The sequence below is a fragment of the Crossiella sp. CA-258035 genome (assembly GCF_030064675.1).
Taxonomy (GTDB): Bacteria; Actinomycetota; Actinomycetes; order Mycobacteriales; family Pseudonocardiaceae; genus Crossiella.
In genome coordinates this window covers 5,133,345-5,156,165 of the sequence record NZ_CP116413.1, presented here as the reverse complement: position 1 = coordinate 5,156,165, position 22,821 = coordinate 5,133,345, and the positions used below count along the sequence as shown (strand labels likewise).

Sequence of the window (22,821 nt, the reverse complement as noted above, 5' to 3'; positions counted from 1 at the left end):
GTGCTGGACCCGCGCAGTGGGGGGACTGTACTGGCCGTGGACATCGATCCGGCGTGCCCGCGAGCGAGTCGTGACGAAGTCAGGTATTTCCACCCAGATCGTCACTGTGGATCACCTCAGACCGTGATCCGCGACCCGGCTCGGCGTAGGCCACCGGCCCGTCGTACCGGGTCGCGGCGCGGGCCACCGCGTCGGCAGGGGAGAGGGCCCGGCCGAGGTGGGTCAGCGCCAGCCGGGCGGTCGGCCGCCAGCCGGGGAGTGGTCGAACGGGCAGCCGTCGGGGGCGGTACTGGCGCCTGGGAACCGCCGAGCCCGCGCAGCAACTCCGCCAGGGGCTCTCGCACGCTGGTGAGCTTGCCGTGCGGCGTCGAACTGTGACGTGTGGTGCGGTTGTGACGGGTGGGACCTGGTCCTACTGTGTCCACTATGGACAGAGCACGACTCGTTCGGGCGGTGGCCGTGCTGTTCGCCGCGAGCGCTGCCGTGGTCGCCTTCGGCGGGGTCGCGGCGGCCGATCCGTCCACAGTGGACTGGCAGCGGTTGCGGATGTGCGAGTCCACCGACCGCTACCACGCCGACACCGGCAACGGCTACTACGGCGCCTACCAGTTCGACCTGCCCACCTGGCGCAGCGTCGGCGGCGCCGGGCTGCCGCACCAGGCCAGTCCGGCCGAGCAGGACTTCCGGGCGCTCTACCTGTACCGGATGCGGGGCTGGCAGCCGTGGCAGTGCGCGGGCAAGCTCGGGCTGCGCGCCGATCGGGACGCGCGCAGCAGGCGGGTGCCCGACTACGGCGAGGCCGCCTACATCAGCGGGGCCACGATCCCGGCCTGGCCAGGGCGGGTGTTCGGGCCGGGGGACTGCCACGAGGCGCTGCGGACCTGGCAGCTGCGGATGAACGCCTACGGCTACGGGTTCACCGGCACCGGCTGCTACCACGACAAGACCCGCACCGCCGTGCTCGACCTGCAACGGGCCAACGGCATCAGGGACTCCGGCCTGCTCGGGCCGAAGACCTGGACCGCGGCCTGGACCGGCAAGCCGCCGAGGTGACTCAGCCGGCCGGCCACAGGGCGCGGGCGCGCAGCACCTCGCGGAGCAGGTCGGGGCGGTCGGTGACGATGCCGTCCACGCCCGCGTCCAGCAGCGCGATCATCTCCTCGGCGGTGTCGATGGTCCACACGTGCACCTCGATGCCCATCCGGTGCGCCGCGGCGACGAACCGGCGGTCCACCACGGTCAGCCGCCCGGCCCTGGACGGGACCTGCGCCAGGTGGCCCCGGACCGCCCCGCGCAGGGCCAGCGGGCGGAACCGGCCGCCTGCCCACAGCGCGCCCACCGAGCGCGGGCCCAGCGCGGTCATCAGGCGGGGCCCGGCCAGCCTGCGCAGCCGGGCCAGCCGCCGTTCGGAGAAGGAGGCCAGGCAGACCCGGTCCCAGGCGCCGGTGCGTTGCAGCAGGCGCAGCACCGGGCCGACCGCGGAGTCGGACTTGACGTCGATGTTGAGGAAGGCCTCCGGCAGCTCTTCCAGGAGGTCCTCCAGCCGGGCGATCGGCTCGATCCCGGCGACCTTGGCCAGCTTCACCTGCGCCCAGAGCTGGTCGGCGACCGCGCCTGCGCCGTCGGTGGTGCGGTCCAGCAGGTCGTCGTGGTGCACCACGACCACGCCGTCGCTGGTCGCGTGCACGTCGGTCTCCAGGTAACTGAACCCTTCTTTCACGGCCCGCCGGAAGCCGCTCAGCGAGTTCTCCATGTCCGCCAGCTCGTCCAGGTGCCAGCCCCGGTGGGCGAACGCGCGCGGGAACGGGCCGTCGAGGTAGGGGTGAGGATGTGCCTGCACCTGTGTGAGTGTGCACCGGCGGCGTGGCGGGTGGGAGAGCAGCCCGGGTCCGGCTAGCGTCAGCACCCATGGAGGTGGTCTCCGGGGTGCCGCTGACGCGCAGGCACGAGGTTCGGCATTGCGCGTGGTGCGGGCGCCCGTTACCCGACTCCGGCCGGATCGGCAGACCTCGCCGCTACTGCGCCCAGCCCTGCCGGCAGCGCGCCTACGAGCGGCGGGCCCAGGTGCAGCGGGGCGGGCTGCCGGAGGACGCCGTGGTGCTCTCCGCGGCCGAGCTCGCCGATCTCCAGGACCGGCTTTTCCAGCTACGCTGCGCGGCCGAGGACGTCATGACCGCGGCCGAGGACGGCGCGGAGCTCAGCGAGTTGCGACGGATGGCGGCGGGTCTGGTTGACTCTGCCCGAGGTTTGGAACGACTGCGATAGTCGTCAACCAGAGCTCGGAGCCCGGAAGAGGGCTCTTGCCCGCACGTGCACAGGGAGATGACGATGGCGCCCGGCGGCAAGGAGGCGCAGGTGACGGACGAGGTCGGCGCGGAGGCGGTGTTGCGCACCGTCGACTTCGGCGTGGCCGTCACCGACCTCGCAGGCAGGCTCCGGTGGCTGAACCCGGCCTTCGCGACCCTGCTGCGGGTGCCGGAGGCGCAGGCGCTGGGCCGGTCGCTGCCCGCGCTGCTGCCCGGCGTGCCCGACGGCCCCTCCGGCGGCGAGCCCGTGCTGGCCCCCAACTCCACCGGTGAGCCGCCGACCTGGCTGGAGATCACCTGCACCATGCTGGAGTCCGGCCGCGAGCTGCTCTACCGGGCCGCCGACATCACCCAGTGGCGCGACCGCGAGCTGCAGGCCGTGCACCAGGCCCAGGCGCTGCACCGGGCCCAGGTGCTCGGGCAGATGGGCAACTGGGAGTGGTTCGTCAACGACGACCGGGTGCTGTGGTCGGAGGCGCTGCTGGAGATGCTCGGCTACGAGCCGGGCGCCGCGCTGACCTACGCCGGCTACCTGGCCCTGGTGCCGCCGGAGGACCGGCCGCTGGTCGACCGGGCCATCCAGCAGTCGCTGACCACCGGCGAGAAGTTCTCCTACACGCACCGGATCTGCCGCGCTGACAACGGCGACGAGCGGATCTTCGAGTGCTTCGGCGAGGTCATCTGCGACGCCGCGGGCGCGCCGGAGCGGATGCTGGGCACCGCGCGGGATGTCACCCAGTCCCGACAGCTGCACAGCGAGCTGCTGCGGATGGCCGATGAGGACCCGTTGACCGGCCTGCCCAACCGGCGCGCGCTGACCCGCGAGCTGGAGCGCCAGCTGGCCTCCGGCGCGGACGGCACGCTGCTGTTGCTGGACCTGGACAACTTCAAGGATGTGAACGACCTGCGCGGGCACGCCGTCGGCGACCGCGTGATGCGCACCCTGGGCGCGGCGCTGCGGGAGAAGCTGCGGCCCGGTCAGCTGCTCGGGCGGCTCGGCGGCGACGAGTTCGCCGTGGTGCTGCCGGGAGTGGCCACCGAGGAGGCGGTGGAGATCGCCGAGCGCCTGGGTGCCGCGGTGGCCGCACTGTCCGTTGTGGCCGGTGGCGCGGCGACCAGGATGACCGCCAGCACCGGCGTGGCCAAGTTCGACCCGGCCGGTGGCTGGGAGGCGGTGCTGGCCAACGCCGACCTGGCGCTGTACGCCTCCAAGGGCAACGGCCGCAACCGGGTCACCGTCTACGACCCCGCGCACTACGCCGACACCGCCAAGCGGGTCTCGGTGCTGGACCGGCTGCGCCGGGCCCTCGAACGCGGCGGTTTCGCGCTGCACGCCATGCCGATGGTCAACCTGCGCACCTCCCGCACGGTCGGCTACGAGCTGCTGCTGCGCCTGGAGGACGGGCACCAGCCCACGCCCGGACCGGCGGAGTTCCTGCCCGCGGCCGAGCGCAGCAACCTGGTGCACGACATCGACCGCTGGGTGCTGGGCGAGGCCATCGACCAGCTGGTGCGCAACCCGGACCCGATGCTGCGGTTCAACGTCAACGTCTCCGGCCGCACCCTCGAGGACGAGGACTTCGCCGCCTTCGTGCTGGACCGCCTGGCCAGCGCGGGCGTGGCCCCCGGCCGGCTGGGCCTGGAGATCACCGAGACCGCCGCGGTGACCAACCTGGACGCGGCCCGGCACCTGGCCGAGCAGCTGCGCGCCATCGGCTGCCGGATCACCCTGGACGACTTCGGCTCCGGTTTCGGCTCGTTCGTGCACCTCAAGCACCTGCCGATCACCGGGTTGAAGATCGACGGCGAGTTCGTCCGCGGCATCGACACCGGCAGCAGGGACGGCGTGCTGGTCACCGGCATCATGGAGATCGCCCGCGGCCTGGGCCTGTCCGCGGTGGCCGAGTGGGTGGAACGCCCGACCCAGGTCGAGGCGCTGACCAGGCTCGGCGTGCGGGTCGCGCAGGGCTTCCACCTGGGGCGGCCACGACCGCTGCCGGTGGTGCTGGCCGAGCGCAAGGAGCAGCAGAACGGCATCCGCCGCGCACTGCCGATGCCGGCCGAGACGCCGGAGCAGCCCGCGGTGCAGCCCTAGCCCGAAGCCTGGACCGAGCGGATGAGCTCCAGGGTCTCCTGGTCGCTGAGTCCCTGCGCGCGGCTGGCCGCCACCAGGGCGCGGACCTGCTCGACCAGCTGGGCCCGGCCCGGTCCGGCGTTGGCGGTGACCACCGCGCCGCGGCCACGCCGCAGCTCGACCAGGCCCTCCTCGCGGAGCTGCTGGTAGCCGCGCAGCACGGTGTGCAGGTTGATGCCCAGCGCGGCGGCCACCTCGCGCGCGGCCGGCAGCCGGTCGCCCGCCCGGATGACGCCCTCGGCCAGGCCCCGCCGCACCGAGGCGGAGACCTGGTCGGCCAGTGACACGGCCGAGGACGGGTCCACCGAGATCAGCACGCGCGGGCCCGGTCCAGCTGACCGTTGACCAGCGCCACCGCCACCGCCGGATCGCGCGGCGAGGCCACGAGCTCCCGCCCGTCGGCCAGGTGCGCGACCAGGGCCGGGCCGCTGCGGGTGAGGAAGCCCCAGGCGCGCGGGTTGTCCACCCGGCCGGACCAGCTCACCCGCCGCCCGGCGACCTCGGCGAAGCGGATCTCCCGGTAGCCGACGTGCTGGCGCATTCCGCCCAGCAGCGGGAACGCCAGGGTGATCCCGTCGCCGTCGACGCGCAGCTTTGCCTTGGCCTGCAAGGAGAGCAGCAGGCCGAGCACCGGCAGCGGCAGGGCCAGGGTCGGGTCCGGCCAGTGCGCGAGCAGCGGCAGGACACCGGCCGCGACGAGCAGACCGCCCCCGGCCAGCTGCCGCGCCGACCACAGCGTGGTGCTGAACATGGCCTGCTCGGTCCCGGTCAGCTGCCGGCGCTCGACGTGCGGTGGTGGCGCGGCGGCGGCCGGGGCCGGGCGCGGCAGCGGGGAGGCCAGCAACCAGCCGATCAGGCCGCCCAGCGGGGCCAGCAGCAGGCTGACCAGGTTGACCCAGCCGGGCGTTGGCCTGATCTCGGGCGCGGCGGTCAGCACCGAGGCGAGCACCAGTGCCGCGCTACTGGCCACCTGCGTGGCCACCGCCCAGCTCGCGGCCACGACCAGGCGCTGCGGCCCGGCCCAGCGCCAGTACCGGGCGAAGCAGGCGAGCAGGATCGCGGCCATTGCCAGGCAGCCCAGGTAGCCCGCCGCCCACCGGTCCCAGCCGGGGGCCAGCTGCGCGTGCTCCGGCCAGATCCTGGCCCAGCCCTGCACCCAAGCCCGCTCCGGCAGCCGGTCCCGGTAGGCCGCGACCAGCAGCGCGGGCAGTCCGGCCGCCACCACCTGCAGAAACACCACCAGTGCCAGTCGCCAGCCGCGTCTGACGCGGCCCGTCTGGTCCGTCATCGCGCCTCCCCTTGTTCGCATTAGACTATAACAAGGTGGAGTTTGTCGTCAGCGGATCGCGTCGATGAGGGTGCGCAGCTGCGACTGGTAGTGCGCCACCCGGGTGTAGTAGTCCGGGGCCGCGGGATCGACGCTGCCCGACCAGGAGGCCACGCCCGCGAGCTTGCCGCCGACCACCACGGGCGAGCCGCTGTCGGTGGCGCGCAGGCGGATCGCGCGCTCCGCGCCCACGCACAGGTAGGCGGCCTGTTCGTAGCTGACGCCGTGCCAGCGGGGCGGGATGAAGCGGACGCTGTCAGCGGCCCGGCGCACGCACTCGGCGTCCTCGGCCACCGTGGTAGGCGCTTGCCAGAGCAGCGGTTGGTCGTCTGGGGACATGCGCCAGCCGTAGACGGTGGCGGCCGACCCGCCCGCCGGGCTGTCGGCGAGCGGGAGGGCCGGGGTGTCCACGGGTTCGGCCAGGGTGATCAGGCCGATGTCCGCCGAGGCCAGCCGGACCTGGCCGAACATGCCGCCGGCGAAGGACTCCTCGGCGATTCCCTTGGCGTAGCCGGGGTCGCGCCAGGTCGCGGCCACCCGCACCACCTTGCCGCTGTTGCCGCGCAGGTCGTCCCGGCCGACGGTGATGGTCAGGTCGGCCGGTTCGGAGCCGAGGCAGTGGGCGGCGGTGACCACCGCCTTGGGCGCGACCAGGGTGCCGACGCACAGCTTGTTGCTGGGGGAGTCGGCGTAGGTCTTCGGGTTGCCGATGACCACGACCCAGGGCGCGGCGGCGGTGGACACCTGGCCGCTGCCGGGCACCGGATCGGGCTGCGGGCGGGTGTACTCCCAGACCAGGAACGGGGCGTAGAGCACGATCGGGGCCAGCAGGACGAGCACCGGGCCCAAGATCCACCACCGGCGGCGGCGAGGCTTCTTTTCGGACATCGGCGGAGGCTATCGACTCGTGCGTTGGGCCGCCCGGTCAATGGGCCAAGTGGCAGAACTCCGGGTCAGAGCACGCCCCGCAAGAACTCCGCGAGCGTGGTGCCGGGGCGGCCGGTGAGGCGGGGGACGTGGTGGGTGAGCACGTCCAGCCAGCCCGCTTCCGTGCTGTGCCAGAACATCTCCCCGGACCGCATGGCCTCCGGGTTCGCCCGCGCCGCCTCGGGCAGCCGGGCCAGGAAGGACTCCACCGGCTCCTCGGCCGCCGGGTCGTGCCGGACCGGTCGGCCGCTGGCCTCGGCCAGTGCGGCGGCGATGCCCGCGTGGTCCAGGGCCTGCGGGCCGGTGAGGTCCAGGATCTGGCCGTCGTGACCGCCGGTGGCCAGCACGGCGGCGCTGGCGGCGGCCAGGTCGTCGCGGGTGACGTAGGCGACGCGGCCGGAGCCGAGCTTGCCGGGCAGCACGCCGGTCTCCACCGCTTCGCGCAGCGGCAGCAGGAGTTGCAGCATGTCCATGTAGACCCCGTTGCGCAGCAAGGTGAACGGCAGCCCGGAGTCGAGCAGCAGCTGCTCGGTCTCGCGGTGCTCGAACAGGATCGGGCTGGTGTTGCCGGGATCGCCCGCGCGGATCATCGAGGTGTAGAGGAAGCCGCCGACGCCGGCCTGCTGGGCGGCCTTGATCGCGTTGGCGTGCTGGGCGGTGCGGCGGCCGACCGCGGAGGTGGCCACCACCAGCACCCGCTCGGCGCCGTCGAAGTGCGGCAGCAGCGACTCCGGCTGGTCCAGATCGCCGTGGTGCGCCCGGACGCCGAGGCCGTCGAGCTGTTCCGGGGTGCGGGACAACGCGATGATCTTGGCCGCGTCCACGTGCTCGCGGAGGTGGGTGACGATGCGGCGGCCCAGCTGGCCGGACGCGCCGGTGACGACGTGCATGGCTGGTTCCCTCTCGGTGCGGTGAACGATCACCGAGAGCGAACCAGCCGCGCGCTCAACCGGTAAGTAGGCACATTGATGTGCCTGCCCGGTCAGGGATGCAGCCTGCGGTACACCAGCCGCCCGTCGCCGCGGCGGACCCCGGTCACCAGCACGCCGTCGGTGCCGGCACTGGCCGCGAGGGGGCCGGTCAGCGCGCCGCCCAGGTCCTGCCAGGCCGACCAGCCGTCCTGGTCGAGGTGAGTGCCGAGCAGGCGGCCGTCCCGGCCAAGGCCGAGCAGCCAGGAACCAGCGCCGGTCAGGCCGGTGGTCGGGTCCAGGCGCGGACCGGCGGGCAGCGCGCGCCAGGGTTGCCAGCGCACCGCCAGCTCGCCGGTCAGCTCGATCGCCTCGAACACCCGGCCCGCCGGGTCGGCCACCACCACCCGCACCACGCCGTCCGGGCCGCGGAAGGCCAGCGGATGGCTGCCGGGCTGGTTGCCCAGCTCCTGCCAGCGGGTCCAGCCGCTGGCGCCGCCGGGACCGGTCTGCGCGCTCCACCGCACATAGCCGGTGGACCCGGCGGCGACCACCACCAGCTGGTCGCTGCCGTTGAAGCTGCGCCCGCACACGCTCGGCGGGCCGCCCAGCCTGCCGGAGTCCACCCCCATCAGCCCGGACCACGGCCCGGCCGGCCAGTGCGCCCAGGCCTGCATCAGCTTGCGCTGGCGCGGGAAGTCGCCGCGGGCGAACAGCTCCAGCCTGCCGTCGGCGTGCGCCGCGCCCGCCGGATCGCCGTCAATGCCTTCCCCGGCAAGGCTTTCCCAGCGCGGGAAGCCGCCGTCGTCCTGCTGGCGGCTGCGCAGCACCCGGCCGGTGGCGTCCGCGACCAGCAGCTCCAGCCGCCGCGCCGAGGGCAGCACCACCACCCTGGCCCCGGCGCCCACCGGTTCGGGCCGGACCGGCCGCCAGTCGCCGCCGATCGCGGTGGTGGTGTGCACGATCCGCGCCGAGTCGGTCACGAACACCTGGTTCCCGGCCAGGGCAGGGGGACCGCCGGCGCGGATGCCGCCGTCTGTCCACAGTGTCCAGTCGGCCGGGCGGTTGGTCTCCAGGCCGCGCAGGCGGGTGAAGGGGGTGCTGAAGGTGGTGGAATCTCCTTCGGTGGCAGTGAGTTCCCGTCGCCAGTCGGTGAGTGCGGGGCCGAAGTGCTGGGTCGTGCCCGCGGAGTCGAGCTCGTTGAGCTGGCCCCAGTGCAGGCGGCCGCCGTGCCGCACGGCCAGCTCGTGCAACAGGGTCAGCGCCTTGCGGTTGCCGACCAGGCCGCGCAGCATGGCCACCTCGATCGCGCAGGACCGCTCGAACGGGGCGGGGGCCAGCAGCGCGCGGCTGCCGCGCAGGAACCGCAGCGAGACGTAGCCGCCGAGCGCGATCCCTTGCGCGCGCAGGGTTTCGAACACGCCGAGCACCCCGTCCACCCTGGCGGTCAGGTCGGCGTCGGCCGGGAAGAACAGCTCGGCGAAGTCCATCCGGTAGCAGTCGGCGTTGTAGTCGAAGAAGTCGCCGACCTCCCAGCGGGTGCCGTGCACCAGCCAGGGCTGGTTGTCCGAGGGCCGCCTGGCCGGTTTGACCGAGTCGGTCACCGCCGAGGTGGCCAGCTCCACCAGGTGCGGCAGGCCGATCGTGGTGGTCAGGTTCAGCAGGTCGGCGAGCACGTCACCGAGCCTGCGATCGAGCGAGAGCCCCATCGCCTTGGCCACCTCGGCCAGCGGCTGGGGGAGTTCCTTGGCGCACAACGCCTGTCCCAGCTCCGGCGGCAGACTCGCCCTGGCCCGCTCGTCCATGACCGGTGTGCTGGCCTGGTCGCCGAGCCCAAAAGCCCGCCCGGCCACCGGGAGTTCGGTGCGCGGCAGGGACTTCCGGGTGCTCAGCAGGCATTTCCGGTCGCCGTCGCCCTGGGTGACCGGGTTGATCAGCACCTCCAGGTACTCGTCCCCGGCCACCGCCCGGTCGACCTCGGCGGCCAGCTGAGGAGCCAGCGCCCGCCAGGTGCCGGCCCGCCGGTGCTCCACCAGCGCCACCTCGGTCTCGTCGTGCACCTCCAGCACCACGCTGTGCACCACCCCGAACCGGCCGAGCGACAACACCGCCGCGTCCAGCGCCGCGTCACCCCGCAGCTCCCGCACCGGAGTGCCCTCGGGCAGCTCACCCCCGGCGATCAGCTTGTCCCGCAACAGGTTGACCTCCACCACGGCGGTCCGCTGCACCAGCGTGACCTGCCCGCCGGAGCCGACCAGCAGCAGCGCGTGCAGGTAGTCGCCGATGGGCGGGCGGGCCGCGTCACCGCCGTGTGTGCCGGTGCCCACCGCCCCGGCCAGGCTCTGCCCGCCCGAACCGCCCAGCGTGGGCAGGGTCCAGCGCCGCCCGCGCAGCAGCTCGGCCGGTGGTCCCGACCTGCCGTCCGGCCGAGGCTTGCCGTCCAGGGCCAGCGACAGGTTGCGGATGGTGATGCCGCCGCCGACCGCCAGCAGCAGCCTGCCCCCGGCATCAGCCTCGCCGATCGCGGCTTGCAGCGCCGCCGGGAACCCGGACAGCGCCTCGGTGCGCACCACCACCCCCTCGCAGTGCGCGGGCGCGGAGTAGGCCCAGGCCGAGCCGACCGCGTGCACCGGCAGCCCGGCCGCCTCCGCCTCCCGCACCACCTGGCACAGCTCGGCCAGGGTCTTGGGCGTGGCGAACTCGGCCACCGGCGCCTCGATGTTCTGGGTCCAGTTCTGGAACGTGTCCATGCAGACGATCCCCCTCGTCAGTCCTCCCCGCGTGCACCCTGTCGCGGTTGCCAGGTGCGGACAAGGACCAAGCGGGCAGACCAGGGGGCACCCGGTCATCGCTCTCCGTGACCCAGGGCTTACCGTGTCATGATCGTGTGAAGTGAAGGGGTGGCCCGATGGGGGACAACGAGTTCGGCACGCTGTGGGCGCAGCTGACCGGCGAGCAGATGCTGGTGGCGATGGCCGACGGGCGGGCGCGGATGCCCCGGCACGCGGAGCCGATCGGACTGAGCCTGCGCGAGGTGGTGCGCGGCCGGGTCTCGCTGCGCTGGAAGCCCTCCGAGGAGGCGTGCAACTCCGCTGGTCAGGTGCACGGTGGCTACCTGGCGATGGTGCTGGACGACGCGGGCGCGATGGCCTGCGTGACGCTGGCCGACCGGTACCGGCCGATGCTGACCATGAGCCTGCACATCGACTACCTGCGGCCGGTGCTGGCCGGGGCGGAGTACGTGGCCACCGGTGTGGTGGTGCACCCCGGCCAGCGCCGGATGCTGGCCGACGCCGAGATCACCGACGCCCAGGGCCGCCGGGTGGCCCGCGCCAGCGGCAGCTTCACCCCGAACCTGAGCTACGACGGCAACGGCCAGCCGTCGAGCTGACCTGGTTCCCCCGGCTGCGGCGGGCGAAGGACTCCGCGTAGGCGCGGAGCGAACGTGTTCGTGACGAACATGTTCGCTACAGTGGTGCCATGCCACCAGCCAGCGAGCCCCGCAGCCGCCGCGAACGCCCGGCCAAACCGGCCCTGACCCGGGCCTCGATCACCGCCGCCGCGGTGCGCGTGCTGCGCGCCGAAGGCCTGTCCCGGCTGACCATGCGCCGCCTGGCCCAGGAGCTGGACACCGGCGCGGCCTCGCTCTACGTCTACGTCCGCAACACCGCCGAGCTGCACGCCGCGATCCTGGACGAGCTGCTCGGCACGGTGGAGCTGAGCCCACGGGGGGACTGGCGGCAGCGCCTGGAGCGGGTGCTCACCTCCTACACCGAGCTGCTCTTCGCCTACCCGGGCCTGGCCCAGTCCGCACTGGTGGCCCGCCCGTCCGGGGTCAACTACCTGAACCTGGTGGAGACCCTGCTGGCGCTGCTCGCCGAGGGCGATGTCCCGGCCGGGACCGCGGCCTGGGGCGTGGACCTGCTGCTCCAGGTGGCCACCGCGACCGCGGCCGAGCACAGCGATCCGGCCGCCGAGGACCCGGCCGACTGGGCTGCGTTGTCCGCGGCGATCCAGAACGCCTCGCCCGAGACGCATCCGCGCATCGCCGAGGCCGGCGCGGACCTGCTCGGCGGCACACCGGAAGCGCGGTTGTCCTGGCGGTTCCAGCTGCTGATCAACGGATTGGTGCACACCCCGTGACCCACCACCGCATCGCCATCATCGGCGCCGGACTCGGCGGCCTGCTGCTCGCCCGTGTGCTGCACACGCACGGCATCGAGGCAGCCGTCTTCGAGCTGGACGCCTCGCCGCGGGCCCGCACCCAGGGCGGCCTGCTCGACCTGCACGAGGAGTCCGGCCAGGCCGCCCTGCGCGCCGCCGGGCTGTACGAGTCCTTCCGCGCCGCGGTGCACCCCGGCGGTGAAGCCACCCGCATCCTGGACCGGCACGGCACCGTGCTGCTGGACGAGCCCGACGACGGCAGCGGCGGCCGCCCGGAGATTCCGCGCGGGGCGCTGCGCGAGATCCTGCTCGACTCGCTGCCCGAGGGCACGATCCGGTGGGGCGCCAAGGTTTCCACGGTCCGCGCGCTCGGCGAGGGCCGCCACGAGGTGATCTTCGCCGACGGCGGCCGCGTCACCACCGACCTGCTGGTCGGCGCGGACGGCGCCTGGTCCAGGGTCCGCCCGCTGGTCTCGGCCGCCGTCCCGGCGTACACCGGGATCTCCTTCGTGGAGCTGCACCTGCCCGAGGCGGACCGCCGCCACCCGGGCAGCGCGGCCCTGGTCGGCGGCGGCATGATGTTCGCCCTCGCCCAGGACCAGGGCTTCCTGGCCCACCGCAACCCCGACGGCAGCCTGCACGTCTACTGCGCCCAGCGCACCCCAGTGGACTGGGTCAGCACCGAGAAGTCCGCGCTGCTGACGGACTTCGCGGACTGGTCCGGCGAGTTCCACGCCCTCATCGCCGAGGCCGGCGAACCCCTGGTGCCGCGCCCGGTGCACGCCCTCCCAGTCGGCCACGACTGGCCAAGGGTGCCCGGGGTGACCCTGCTCGGCGATGCCGCCCACCTGATGTCCCCGTTCGCGGGTGAAGGCGCGAACCTCGCCCTGCTGGACGCCGCCGAGCTCGGCGCGGCCCTGGCGGCCGGCCCCGGTGACGTGGAGACCGCGCTGGCCAAGTACGAGGCGGAGCTGTTCCCGCGCGGCACGGCCGCTGCCGAGGACTCGGCGGCGAGCCTGGAGCTGTGCTTCCGCGCCGACGCCCCGCACGGCCTGGTCGAGCAGATGGCCTGGGGGTCCCGTTAGGTTGGCCCGATGACCGCCGTCATCACCGGAGCCGCGGGCGGCATCGGCCTCGCCCTGGCCGAAGCCCTGCACGCCCGCGGCGAACAGCTGCTCCTCACCGACATCGACGACACCGCGCTGGCCGAGGTCGCCGCCCGGCTGGGCGCCACCGCGGTCCCGGCCGACGTCGCCGACCCCGGAGCCATGGCCGCACTGGCCGAACGGGCCCCCGAGGCGCGGCTGGTCTGCCTCAACGCGGGCATCCTCGGCCAGTCCCTGGGCGCGCCGTGGGAGGTGCCTGCCGAGGACTGGGACCGGGTGTTCGCGGTCAACGTGGCCGGGGTGGTCAACGGCCTGCGCGCGTTCGTGCCCAGGCTGCTCGCCGCCGGCGAACCCGCGCGGGTGCTGATCACCGCCTCACTGGCCGGACTGGCCGTCTTCCCCGGCGGCGGCGCCTACGGCCCGGCCAAGCACGCGGTCACCGCGCTGGCCACGCACGCGGCCATGGCGCTGGCCGACACCCCGGTGCGGGTGACCATGCTCTGCCCGGCGCTGGTGGCCACCGGCATCTCCGCCGAGGGCGTGCCACCGTCGGAGGTGGCGGCGGAGGCGTTGCGCGCCATGGACGAGGGCCGGTTCACGGTGACCCCGCCGGAGTGGCACGGCGCGGTGGTGCGGCAGGCCGGACAGCGGGTCGCGGGCGAGGTGCCCGGGGTGCCCGGCCCGGTGCTGGACTAGCCGGTAATCGTGGTTTCGGCGGTGTTCACCTGGGCGGGCGGGTACGGTGAACGTCCCGTTGGACCGCACCCCCAGGAGAGCGCAGTGTCTGCCGACTTGGAACGGCTTGCCGCCGAGTTCGAGAAGTTCCAGGCCAAGATCAAGCAGGCCGAGGTGAAGTTCAGCGGCGTCGGCGACATGCAGGAGCGGCTGGGGCAGCTGGAGGCCGCCGCGGTCTCCCCGGACCGCACCGTGCGCGTGGTCGCCGGCGCCGGCGGCACCGTGCTGGACCTCCAGCTCACTCCGGACGCGGTGCGCCAGCCCGCGCCGCAGCTGGCCGCCACCATCATGGCCACGCTGCGCCAGGCGGTGGCCGAGGCCGTGCGGATGCAGGCCGGCATCGTGGACGAGACGGTGGGCGAGGCATTCGGGCTCAACACCACTGACCAGGTCAAGGCGGCCCAGGCCGAAGCGCTGGGAACCGCGACGCAGGAACTCACGTCCCACCACAGCCAGCAGGCGCCCGCGCCGAAGCGTCCCGTCAAGCGCGACGATGACGACTACTTCGACGGCTACAGCGTCTACGGCGACGAACCACGACACTGAGGGCGGGAGAAATGACCAGCTCCGACAAGGTCGCCGTCAACATTCCGGCGCTGAAGTCCTACGCGAAACAGCTGGACTACTACCAGTCCGAGGCGGACAAGTTCGGCAGGCTGGTGGACGCCGCCGACGTGACCAACGAGGCGTGGGGCGTGATGGGCGCCTTCGCCAAGAGCGCCTACACCGAGCGGCTCGGCGACCTGCGTGAGCTGATGGCCGCGATGAAGGAGGGCGTGGAGACGCTCTCCGGCAAGATCCTGGACACCGCGGCCATCTACGAGGGCGCCGAGAACGACGCGGTGATCGAGTTCGGCCGGCACAAGGCCAACATCGACGGACCGCGCGGGGGGAAGACCAAGTGACCGGGCCCAAGGAGAGCATCGCCGACGCGCTCAACGTCTCCCAGTACGACGAGAGCTTCGCCGCCAACGCCGACCGCGCCGCGACCAAGGTCCCGGTCCTCGGCGACGCCTACAAGGCGGGCAAGTCCATTGCCGCGCACGCCCAGGAGATGGGCCAGGCAGACAACGTCGGCGACTTGGCCTCCGGCGCCAAGGACCTGGCCGCCGACGGGGCGAAGTTCGTCAGCGGCGCCGCGATGGACGTGACCACCTTCGTGATGGACCCGATCGGCTGGCTGGTCAGCAACGGGCTGAACATCCTGCTCGAACTGGTGCAGCCGCTGCAGGACGCGCTGCACCAGGTCAGCGGCGACGGCCCGGCCATCGGGCACGCCTCGGACAACTTCGTCACCATGGCCCAGGGCTTCGTCGCGCTGGCCGAGGACTTCGAGAAGACCGGCGACACCGCGCTGAAGGACTGGCTGGACGAGGCCGGCGATGAGGCGCGCAAGGCCCTCGGCGAGTTCTCCACCGGCATCCGCGGCGTCGGCTCGGCCGCGGGCTCGGTGGCCGAGGTGCTGCAGATGTGGTCGATGGTCATGGTGGTCATCGAGGAGGTGATCAAGGCGATCATCTCCGAGCTGATCTCCTGGCTGATCACCATCTGGCTGCCCGCGCTGGCCACCTCGATCATCTCCTTCGGCGGCTCGGTGGCCGCGGCCATGACCGCCTCCATCGCCAAGGCCGCCAGCGTGCTGCAGAAGGTGCTGAGCTACCTCGGCAAGTTCGGCAAGCTGCTGTCGAAGTTCATCGAGTTCCTGGCCAAGTTCGCCACCAAGGCCGTGCAGTTCGCCGACAAGCTCCGCGTGGGCAAGGTGGTGGAGAAGGGCAGCCGGGGCATCCCGCTGGTCGGCAAGGTGGCCGAGCGCAGCCACTTCGTGCCCAGCAACCGGGTGATCAGCACGACCTTCGGCACCCACGCCGGGGTCGGCCCGCTGGCCAAGGGCATCGGCGTCAAGTCCGGCATCGGCGTGGCCAAGGGCGTCGGCAAGGAAGGCGCCGCCGAGTCCAAGGAAGACGGCCCGATGTTCAACAAGAGCGGCATCGGCGGCGATCACAGCGTCGAGGACACCCGCGGCAACCTGGACATGTAACTTCGTCGGCGTGGTCGCACCGAATCCTGAGTTCCGGCAGCTGGTTCGCGCCCTGGTCGAAGGCCAGTGGCGCGAACCGGTGGTCGTGGTCCACCTCGGCGACGTCGAGCCCGGCTTCGAGGTGCCCGGCAGGCGCAAGGACGGCACGGTCAAGGGCAAGCGCCTGATCCGCCGGTTCTTCTGGAACCTGGTGCGGGTCCCGGTCGGCGGCGTGGTGAGCCTGTTCCTGTCCGTGCTCGGCGGCGGGGTGGCCAACATGTTCGAGCGGTCCGGCTCGGTGCGCGGCCCGGCCAACGCCCGCGCGCTCGGGCTGGTGGAGGCGGCGATGGCGGCGGAGAACGCGTGGCTGGTGTTCTCGCCCTCGCACGTCGGCGTGGTCGACACCGGCCCCAGTTTCGGCACCCCGGCTGACAACGGTCCGCCCGCCCTGCGCTGGCACGAGGCGGCCCCGCACGGGCCACGGGTCAAGCCGTACCAGCAGGAGCTGGTGTGGCCGGACGGGTCGGAGTTCCGCTTCCACCTCACCGCGGAGGAACGGGCCGTGCTCAAGCAGGGCTGACCGTTTTCGCTGGTCACCGGCTGGGCAGTTGATCAGCCCTGCGAGCAGTGCGCCGCCGTCGGATCGAGGTTGACCACCTCCCGGCGGCGGCGCAGCTCGGCCACCCCGAGGGTCAGTGCGATGAGGGTGAGCAGGGCCGCGCACAGCATGGAGATGGTCAGCGCCAACGGGTAGTCGCCGGTGCTGAGGCTGATCGCGGTGTGGAAGACCGCGGCCAGCAGCGCGGTGCCGACCGCGGTGCCCAGGCGCTGCCCGGTCTGCAGCGCGCCACCGGCGACCCCGGCCATCGAGGTGGGCACCCGCTCCAGGGTGAGCGTGGTGTTCGGCGAGATGACCATGCCGCCGCCGATTCCGCCGATGAGCAGCGGCAGCGCCACCGCCCAGCCGACGGACTCCGCGGGCACCAGCAGGGCGAGGGCGGCCACCGCGAGCATGCAGCCCAGCACCAGGCTCAGCCCGATCACGGTCAGCCTGCGGCCCCAGCGCTCCACCAGGCGGCCGGCCACCACCGCCGAGACCGCTGAGCCGACCGCGAACGGGGTGACCGCCAGCCCCGAGGCCAGCGGCGTGAAACCCAGGCCCTGCTGGAAGAACATGGCGAAGACCAGCCAGATGCCGGTGAACGCGCAGAAGTACACCGCCCCCAGGGTGGCGCCGCTGGCGAAGCCCGGGGTGCTGGTGAACAGCCGCAGGTCCAGCAGCGGCGCCCGGTCCAGGCGCACCAGGCGACGTTCCCACCAGACGAACGCCGCGCCCAGGGCGATCGCGAGCAGGAACAGCCACCACACCGTGCCCAGCCCGCCCTGCTCGGCCTCCAGGATCGGGAACAGCACGCACACCACGGCCAGCCCGAGCAGCAGCGCGCCGGTGAAGTCCAGCTCCCGGCCGATCCCGCGCAGGCTCGCCCGCGACTTGGGCAGCAGGTGCGCGGCCAGGCCCAGGGCCAGCGCGCCGATCGGCACGTTGACGTAGAACACCCAGCGCCAGCCCTCCGGATCGCCGAACACGGCCAGGATCACCCCGCCCAGGATCGGCCCGACCGCGGTGGAGATGCCGACCACCGCGCCGAACATGCCGAAGGCCTTGCCGCGGTCCGGGCCGCTGAACAGCTCCTGGATCAGGCCGGTGTTCTGCGGGGTGAGCAGCCCGCCGGTCATGCCCTGCAACAACCGGGCCACGATCAGCAGCTCCGGTCCCGGCGCGGCCCCGGCCAGCGCGCTGGTCAGCACGAAACCGGTGAGCGCGATCAGGAACATCCGCCGCCGCCCCAGCGCGTCACCCAGCCTGCCGCCGAAGACCAGCACCAGGCCGAAGGTGAGCGCGTAGCCGGAGATGACCCACTGCACGCCGCCCGCGGAGGCGCCCAGGTCGCGCTGGATCGAGGGCAGGGCCACGTTCACGATGCTCACGTCCAGCAGCACCATGAACCCGGCGGTCAGCGTGACGGCAAGCGCCTTCCAGCGGCGCGGGTCCGGAGTGCTGCTCTGCTGCGCGGATGAGGTCACCCGGACATCCTCGCCCGAGTGCGGCCGGTCGGCATGTCCGGAAAACAGCTGGTGCGCGTGAGGTCACGGGCGGAATGCCCCGGCCGGGCGACCGCTGGGGAACTCACCGCCGGGTCAGGCGCGCGCTGACCGCGACCGCGCTTTCCGCACGTCACCGGAAGCTCGGCCGGGCGCGTTCCCGGTTGCCGCGGCGAACCCGCGCAGGTGGGCCAGCGCGCCTTGCAACGCGGCCGCGAGGTGCTGGCGGGAGCCGGTGGCCCGGTGCACCACCACGCCGCCTTGCAGCGTGCAGACCATCATGGCCGCCAGCGCGTCCGGGTCGGCGGTGGGCAGCAGGTCGCCGCGCGCTCGCATCGCCCTGAGCCCGTCAGCTTGCAGCTCGATCAGGTCCTGGTAGGCCCGACCGGCCAGGCGGCGCAGGCGGGGTTCGGGCTCGATGGCCCGCCCGGCCAGGGAGGCGAACTCGCCGGCCTGGTCCAGTTGGTGGCTGGTGCTCAGGTCGTCCACCCAGGACTGCCAGCGTGCCCAGGTGTCGAACTCGCCGTAGCGGTGGCGGAGGTGGGCCAGGCAGCGTTCGATCTGGCGGGCGGCGGCGGCTTCGAGCAGTTCCTCCCGGCCGCGCGGGAAGTAGTGGAACAGTTGGCCTTTGCTGGTGCCGGTGGCCTTGAGCACGGCGTCCAGCAGGAAGCCCTCCCGGCCGCGGGTGGCCGCGCCCTTTCCGGTGACCATGTGGCCAGCCTAGCTTTGGACTCGAAAGTCCAAAAAGTTCTGGCTAGCGTCGTGGGCATGAACCTCAACGGGCCGGTCCTGCGGCGCTTCGTCACCCGGTTCAACGCGCTGGTGCTGGCGCTGCGCGACTCCCCGCGCTGGGGCGGGTTCCTGCGCAGGCACTTCACCGTGGTCACCTACACCGGCCGCCGGTCGGGGCGGACTTTCAGCACCCCGGTGGGCTTCCGGCGGAACGGCGAGATCGTCACCATCACGGTGGTGTTCGCCGGGGCGAAGACCTGGTGGCGCAACTTCCTCGGCGAGGGCGGCCCGCTGCGGCTGGAGCTGGACGGGACCGCCAGGGGCGGGCACGCGGTGGCCAGGCGGGTGGGCGGCGACCGGGTCAGCGTGGTGGTGAAGCTGGACTGAGCAGTCCACGCCGGAAGCCCTCGGCGACCGCGGCGGCCCGGTCCCGGACACCGAGCTTGGCGTAGATGTGCTGGAGGTGGGTCTTCACCGTGGCCTCGCTGAGGAACAGCCGCCGCGCCGCCTCCCGGTTGTTCACCCCGGCGGCGACCAGTTCCAGCACCTCCACCTCCCGGGGGCTCAGCGGCTCCTCCTCGGTCTTGGGCGCGCGCAGGCGGCCCAGCACCAGGGCGGCCACCGCGGGGGAGAGCACCGACTCGCCGCGGGCGGCGGCCTCCACCGCGCGGAAGAGGTCCGCGCGCGGGGTGTCCTTGAGCAGGTAGCCGGTGGCGCCGGCCTCGATCGCGGGCAGCACGTCGTGGTCGGCGTCGTAGGTGGTCAGCACCAGCACGTGCGCGGTGCTGCCGCACTCGCGCAGGGCCCGGATCGCGGCCACCCCGCCCATGCCGGGCATGCGCAGGTCCAGCAGGACCACCCTGGGCGCCAGCGCCTTGGCCAGGGTGACCGCCTCCGCGCCGTCGGCGGCCTCGCCGAGCACGGTGAACCGGGCGTCCCCGGCGAACATGCCGCGCAGCCCGTCCCGGACCACCGGGTGGTCGTCCACGATCAGCAGCGTGATCGGCTCAGACATCCCGCACCCCCACCGCGGGCACGGTGGCGCTGACCGCGGTGCCCGCGCCCGGTTCCGACTCGATCACCAGCGTCCCGGCCAGCCGGTCCACCCGCTGCCGCATCCCGCGCAGGCCGTAGCCGGAACCGTCCACTGTGGACTGGTCGAAGCCGTGGCCGTCGTCGCGCACGTCCAGGCTCACCACATCCTCCATATAGGACAGTGTCACGCCCGCCCGCCCGGCCCCGGCATGCTTGCCGACGTTGGCCAGGGCTTCCTGGGCGATGCGCAGCAGGCTGCCCTCGATCTCCGGGTGCAGCGGCCGCACCGGGCCGGTGGCGGTGAAGTGGGCCGGGATGCCGGTGATGGCGGACCAGCGTTCGGTGACCTCGGTCAGCGCGGTGCCGAGCCCGGCTTCGGCCAGGGGGTGCGGGTTGAGGGCGGCCACGGAGCGGCGGGCCTCGGCCAGGTTCTCCCTGGCCAGCTCGGCGGCGGTGCTGAGGTGGCGGGACCAGCGGGGCGCGGCGCCGGGTTCGGTCGCGGCCTGCTCGGCGGCCTGGAGCTGGGTGATGATGCCGGTCAGGCCCTGGGCCAGGGTGTCGTGGATCTCCCTGGCCAGCCGCTGCCGCTCCGCCCGCACCCCGGCCTCGTGCGCCTGCTCCAGCAACCGGGCCTGCAGCTCGGCGTTGTCGGCCATGCTGCGTTCCAGCCGCCGGTTCGCCTCGGCGAGCTCCTCCACCATGGTCAGCCGCTGGGCGCTGCGCGCGGTGATCACGTCGCCGAAAGTGCTGAACAGCACCACCATCAGCACGATCGCGGTCCACAGCAGCACGAACACCAGCCAGGCCAACGGCGAGTCCGGCAGGCCCCGGCTCAGCGAGCCCATGGACAGGAACCCGGCCGCGGCCACCCCGGCATACTTCCACCGGCCGGGCAGCAGGTGCCAGGCGTGCACGTAGCAGGTGAAGACGAACAGGCCGCCGTACCACTCCCCGCGCGAACCGAGCAGCGCCATCAGCACCAGCAGCCCGGCGAAGTAGACCGCCATCAGGCCGGAACGCTCGGCCCAGGCCGGGTGCAGGGTGACCCACCAGGCGATCCAGGCCCCGGTCAGCACGGCCAGCCCGAGGGTGACGGGCAGCTCGGCCGGGTCGGCGCGCAGCGCGCTGAGCGCGGTGGCCACCAGCAGCAGGAGGTAGGGCACGGCCTGGGTGCGGCGCACCACCCGCCGCTCCCACGCGTCCAGCTCCCGATGGTTCAGACCCACCGGAACAACCTAGCCGCCAGCACTCCCGCGATCAGCGCGAACACCCCCATCGCGAGCAGCTGACCCAGGCCCGGCGCGCCACCGGCCCAGGTGGTGGCCACGGTCTGGATGGTCGCGCCCAGCGGGGAGTGCCTGCCGATCGCGGCCAGCCAGTCGGGCATCTTCTCCCAGGGCGTCCAGAACCCGGCCAGGAACATCTGCGGGAAGAAGGACAGCGGCCCCAGCCCGCCGGCGGCCTTGGCGTTGGGCGCCAGCGCGGCCACCAGCAACCCGATGGAGAACAGCGCGGCGATCCCCAGCACCAGCGACAACGCCAGCCCGAGCGGGTTCCGCGGCGCGGGCAGGTCAAGCGCGAGCACCCCGACCACCGCGACCAGCCCCGTGGCCAGCACCGCGATCCCGGCCTGCACCAGCAGCTGGGCGCTGAGCAGGGTGGCCGGGCTGACCGGGGTGGTGGCCAGGCGGCGCAGCACACCGCGTTCCCGGTAGGCGGCGAGCACCGAGGGCAGGGTGAACAGGCCGAGCATGCCCAGCGCGATGCTCACCGCGAGGGCGGGCAGGAAGGTGAGTTGGGCGCGCAGGCCGCCGTCGGACGGGAGTGAGCCGCCGGAGAGGCCGAAGACGAGCATCAGCCCGACCGGGAGGGCGGCGACGACGAAGACGCCGGCCGGGTCGCGGAGGAAGAGGCGCAGCTCGGTGGCGGCGAAGGCGCGGATGGGGCTCATCGGGGCTCCAGGGCGGTGGGGGTGGAGGTGGGGGTGGTGGGGGAGGAGTCGGTGGGCGAGGCGGGGGTGGCTGGCATGGCGGGGGTGGGCGCGGGTGGCGCGGAGGTGGCCGGTGTGGCAGGGGCAGGCGCGGCTGGCCCAGCGGGGGTGGGCGAGGGCGGCGCGGAGGTGGTGGGGGTGGCCGGTGTGGCAGGGCCGGGTGCGGTTGGCGGGGCGAAGGTGGGCGAGGGTGGGGCGGCTGGCCCGGCGGGGGTGGGTGAGGGTGGCGCGGAGTCGGTGGGGACGGCCGGCGTGGCAGGGGCAGGCGCGGCTGAGGAGGCGGGGGTGGCCGGAGGAGTGCCGGTGCAGGTGGCCTTGGCGGGACTGGCGGGATTGGTCATGCGGCGGTCTCGGGTTCGGGTTCGATGAGGTGGTGGCCGGTGAGGGCGAGGAAGGCGTCGTCCAGGGTGGCGCGTTCCAGGCGGAGGTCGATCGGGATCACCTGTTGGGCGGCCAGGGCGGAGGTCAAGGCGTGCAACAGGTTGCCGTGTCCGGTGACGGTGACCTCCGGGCCGTCTTGGCGTACCGCGCGCACCTCCGGCAGGGTGGTCAGCGGGTGTGGGTCCAGGGGCGCGGAGGGGCGGAAACGCACGGTCTGCTCGCTGTCCACTGTGGACATCAGTCCGGCTGGGGTGTCGATCGCGGCGACCCGGCCGGCGTCCAGCACCGCGATCCGGTCGCAGAGCCGTTCCGCCTCGGTCATGAAGTGGGTGACCAGCAGCACCGTGACGCCCCGGTCCCGGATGCCCTCGATCAGCGCCCAGGTGTCCTTGCGCGCCTGGGGGTCCAGGCCGGTGGTGAGCTCGTCCAGGACGGCGATCTCGGGGTTGCCGATCAGGGCCAGCGCGATGGACAGGCGTTGCTGCTGGCCGCCGGAGAGCTTCTCGAAGCGGGTGTTCGTCTGCTTCGTGAGGCCGAGCTCGGCGAGCAACTGCTGCCAGGGCAGGGGGTTGGGGTAGAAGGTGGCGTAGAGCTGGAGCGCTTCGCGGACGGTGATCCGGTCGGGCAGGCGGCACTGCTGGAGCTGGGCGCCGACCTTGGCGCGCAGGGCGGGGCCGTCGCGCTGGGGATCCAGGCCCAGCACCGAGATCCGGCCGCGGTCGGGGCGGCGCAGGCCCTCCACGCACTCCACCGTGGTGGTCTTGCCCGCGCCGTTGCGGCCCACGATGCCGAAGATCTCGCCGCGCTCGACGGTGAAGGACACCTCGGCCACGGCCACGTGGTTCCGGTAGCGCTTGTGCAGGGCGTCGACCTCGATGACTGGCATGGGATGAGCTTGTCCTGTGCCAGTGCGGCACGGCATCACTCGGATCGGTGGACCGGGAGGGCGGCTGGTT

The 22,821-nt window shown here is 73.3% G+C and carries 24 protein-coding genes; 12 read left to right on the top strand and 12 right to left on the bottom strand.

The window, feature by feature from the left end; translation table 11 throughout:
- Positions 1–426: 426 nt before the first annotated feature.
- Positions 427–1,053, top strand: coding sequence for a transglycosylase family protein (locus tag N8J89_RS23620; protein WP_283659181.1), 627 nt, complete (start codon positions 427–429; stop codon positions 1,051–1,053).
- Between the two features lies 1 nt (position 1,054).
- On the opposite strand, the gene N8J89_RS23615 is transcribed toward N8J89_RS23620, so the two are convergent.
- Positions 1,055–1,840 carry a glycerophosphodiester phosphodiesterase family protein gene (locus N8J89_RS23615; protein ID WP_283659180.1) on the bottom strand — a complete coding sequence of 262 codons (786 nt, stop codon included), beginning with the start codon at positions 1,838–1,840 and terminating at the stop codon, positions 1,055–1,057.
- A gap of 68 nt (positions 1,841–1,908) precedes the next feature.
- Here N8J89_RS23615 and N8J89_RS23610 point away from each other — a divergent pair, with 68 nt between their 5' ends.
- Positions 1,909–2,265: a hypothetical protein gene (locus N8J89_RS23610; protein WP_283659179.1), complete on the top strand. Its 357-nt coding sequence runs from the start codon at positions 1,909–1,911 to the stop codon at positions 2,263–2,265.
- A 57-nt stretch (positions 2,266–2,322) separates the two neighbouring features.
- A complete protein-coding gene (locus N8J89_RS23605; protein WP_283659178.1) occupies positions 2,323–4,401 on the top strand; it encodes a putative bifunctional diguanylate cyclase/phosphodiesterase in 2,079 nt (692 codons plus the stop codon).
- Here the strand turns inward: N8J89_RS23605 and N8J89_RS23600 are convergent.
- The 5 genes from N8J89_RS23600 to N8J89_RS23580 all read right to left on the bottom strand — a co-directional run bounded on the left by N8J89_RS23600 (position 4,398) and on the right by N8J89_RS23580 (position 10,352).
- The gene (locus N8J89_RS23600; protein WP_283659177.1) at positions 4,398–4,757 is read right to left on the bottom strand and encodes a GntR family transcriptional regulator; all 360 of its coding nucleotides are present in this window, start codon (positions 4,755–4,757) and stop codon (positions 4,398–4,400) included. The genes N8J89_RS23605 and N8J89_RS23600 overlap by 4 nt on opposite strands.
- Entirely contained in the window at positions 4,751–5,728 is a 978-nt protein-coding gene (locus tag N8J89_RS23595) for a hypothetical protein (protein WP_283659176.1), read from the bottom strand. Before N8J89_RS23595 ends, N8J89_RS23600 begins: the two co-directional genes overlap by 7 nt.
- Positions 5,729–5,776: 48 nt before the next feature.
- On the bottom strand, positions 5,777–6,655 hold the full coding sequence (locus N8J89_RS23590; RefSeq protein WP_283659175.1) for a S1 family peptidase: 879 nt from the start codon (positions 6,653–6,655) through the stop codon (positions 5,777–5,779).
- 65 nt (positions 6,656–6,720) lie between these two features.
- Positions 6,721–7,584 carry an NAD(P)H-binding protein gene (locus N8J89_RS23585; RefSeq protein WP_283659174.1) on the bottom strand — a complete coding sequence of 288 codons (864 nt, stop codon included), beginning with the start codon at positions 7,582–7,584 and terminating at the stop codon, positions 6,721–6,723.
- Positions 7,585–7,676: 92 nt separating this feature from the next.
- Positions 7,677–10,352 (bottom strand): DUF8189 domain-containing protein, encoded by a 2,676-nt coding sequence (locus tag N8J89_RS23580; protein ID WP_283659173.1) that lies wholly within the window; start codon positions 10,350–10,352, stop codon positions 7,677–7,679.
- A 158-nt stretch (positions 10,353–10,510) separates the two neighbouring features.
- Here N8J89_RS23580 and N8J89_RS23575 point away from each other — a divergent pair, with 158 nt between their 5' ends.
- From N8J89_RS23575 to N8J89_RS23540, 8 genes are all read left to right on the top strand, one after another.
- A complete protein-coding gene (locus N8J89_RS23575; protein ID WP_283659172.1) occupies positions 10,511–10,993 on the top strand; it encodes a PaaI family thioesterase in 483 nt (160 codons plus the stop codon).
- An 89-nt stretch (positions 10,994–11,082) separates the two neighbouring features.
- Positions 11,083–11,745 carry a TetR/AcrR family transcriptional regulator gene (locus tag N8J89_RS23570; protein WP_283659171.1) on the top strand — a complete coding sequence of 221 codons (663 nt, stop codon included), beginning with the start codon at positions 11,083–11,085 and terminating at the stop codon, positions 11,743–11,745.
- Positions 11,742–12,851, top strand: a complete 1,110-nt coding sequence (locus tag N8J89_RS23565; RefSeq protein ID WP_283659170.1) for an FAD-dependent oxidoreductase — start codon at positions 11,742–11,744, stop codon at positions 12,849–12,851. Before N8J89_RS23570 ends, N8J89_RS23565 begins: the two co-directional genes overlap by 4 nt.
- 9 nt (positions 12,852–12,860) lie before the next feature.
- Positions 12,861–13,568 carry an SDR family NAD(P)-dependent oxidoreductase gene (locus tag N8J89_RS23560; protein ID WP_283659169.1) on the top strand — a complete coding sequence of 236 codons (708 nt, stop codon included), beginning with the start codon at positions 12,861–12,863 and terminating at the stop codon, positions 13,566–13,568.
- Positions 13,569–13,652: 84 nt separating this feature from the next.
- Positions 13,653–14,153, top strand: a complete 501-nt coding sequence (locus N8J89_RS23555) for a YbaB/EbfC family nucleoid-associated protein (RefSeq protein ID WP_283659168.1) — start codon at positions 13,653–13,655, stop codon at positions 14,151–14,153.
- A gap of 11 nt (positions 14,154–14,164) precedes the next feature.
- Positions 14,165–14,512: a hypothetical protein gene (locus N8J89_RS23550; protein ID WP_252485975.1), complete on the top strand. Its 348-nt coding sequence runs from the start codon at positions 14,165–14,167 to the stop codon at positions 14,510–14,512.
- A complete protein-coding gene (locus tag N8J89_RS23545) occupies positions 14,509–15,645 on the top strand; it encodes a hypothetical protein (RefSeq protein WP_283659167.1) in 1,137 nt (378 codons plus the stop codon). Before N8J89_RS23550 ends, N8J89_RS23545 begins: the two co-directional genes overlap by 4 nt.
- Before the next feature lie 10 nt (positions 15,646–15,655).
- Positions 15,656–16,204, top strand: a complete 549-nt coding sequence (locus tag N8J89_RS23540; protein WP_283659166.1) for a hypothetical protein — start codon at positions 15,656–15,658, stop codon at positions 16,202–16,204.
- A gap of 32 nt (positions 16,205–16,236) precedes the next feature.
- Here the strand turns inward: N8J89_RS23540 and N8J89_RS23535 are convergent, their stop codons facing one another.
- Both N8J89_RS23535 and N8J89_RS23530 read right to left on the bottom strand, forming a co-directional pair.
- A complete protein-coding gene (locus tag N8J89_RS23535; protein ID WP_283659165.1) occupies positions 16,237–17,709 on the bottom strand; it encodes an MFS transporter in 1,473 nt (490 codons plus the stop codon).
- Between the two features lie 114 nt (positions 17,710–17,823).
- On the bottom strand, positions 17,824–18,438 hold the full coding sequence (locus N8J89_RS23530) for a TetR/AcrR family transcriptional regulator (RefSeq protein WP_283659164.1): 615 nt from the start codon (positions 18,436–18,438) through the stop codon (positions 17,824–17,826).
- A gap of 57 nt (positions 18,439–18,495) precedes the next feature.
- Here N8J89_RS23530 and N8J89_RS23525 point away from each other — a divergent pair, with 57 nt between their 5' ends.
- Positions 18,496–18,846: a PNPOx family protein gene (locus N8J89_RS23525; RefSeq protein ID WP_283659163.1), complete on the top strand. Its 351-nt coding sequence runs from the start codon at positions 18,496–18,498 to the stop codon at positions 18,844–18,846.
- On the opposite strand, the gene N8J89_RS23520 is transcribed toward N8J89_RS23525, so the two are convergent.
- The 4 genes from N8J89_RS23520 to N8J89_RS23505 form a co-directional block, all read right to left on the bottom strand.
- Complete coding sequence (locus tag N8J89_RS23520; RefSeq protein ID WP_283659162.1) at positions 18,821–19,474, bottom strand: response regulator; 654 nt, start codon at positions 19,472–19,474, stop codon at positions 18,821–18,823. The two genes, N8J89_RS23525 and N8J89_RS23520, sit on opposite strands and share 26 nt — an antisense overlap.
- Positions 19,467–20,720, bottom strand: a complete 1,254-nt coding sequence (locus tag N8J89_RS23515; protein ID WP_283659161.1) for a sensor histidine kinase — start codon at positions 20,718–20,720, stop codon at positions 19,467–19,469. The genes N8J89_RS23520 and N8J89_RS23515 overlap by 8 nt, the downstream gene beginning before the upstream one ends.
- On the bottom strand, positions 20,711–21,445 hold the full coding sequence (locus tag N8J89_RS23510; protein ID WP_283659160.1) for an ABC transporter permease: 735 nt from the start codon (positions 21,443–21,445) through the stop codon (positions 20,711–20,713). Before N8J89_RS23510 ends, N8J89_RS23515 begins: the two co-directional genes overlap by 10 nt.
- Before the next feature lie 376 nt (positions 21,446–21,821).
- On the bottom strand, positions 21,822–22,751 hold the full coding sequence (locus N8J89_RS23505) for an ABC transporter ATP-binding protein (protein ID WP_283659159.1): 930 nt from the start codon (positions 22,749–22,751) through the stop codon (positions 21,822–21,824).
- Positions 22,752–22,821 lie beyond the last annotated feature (70 nt).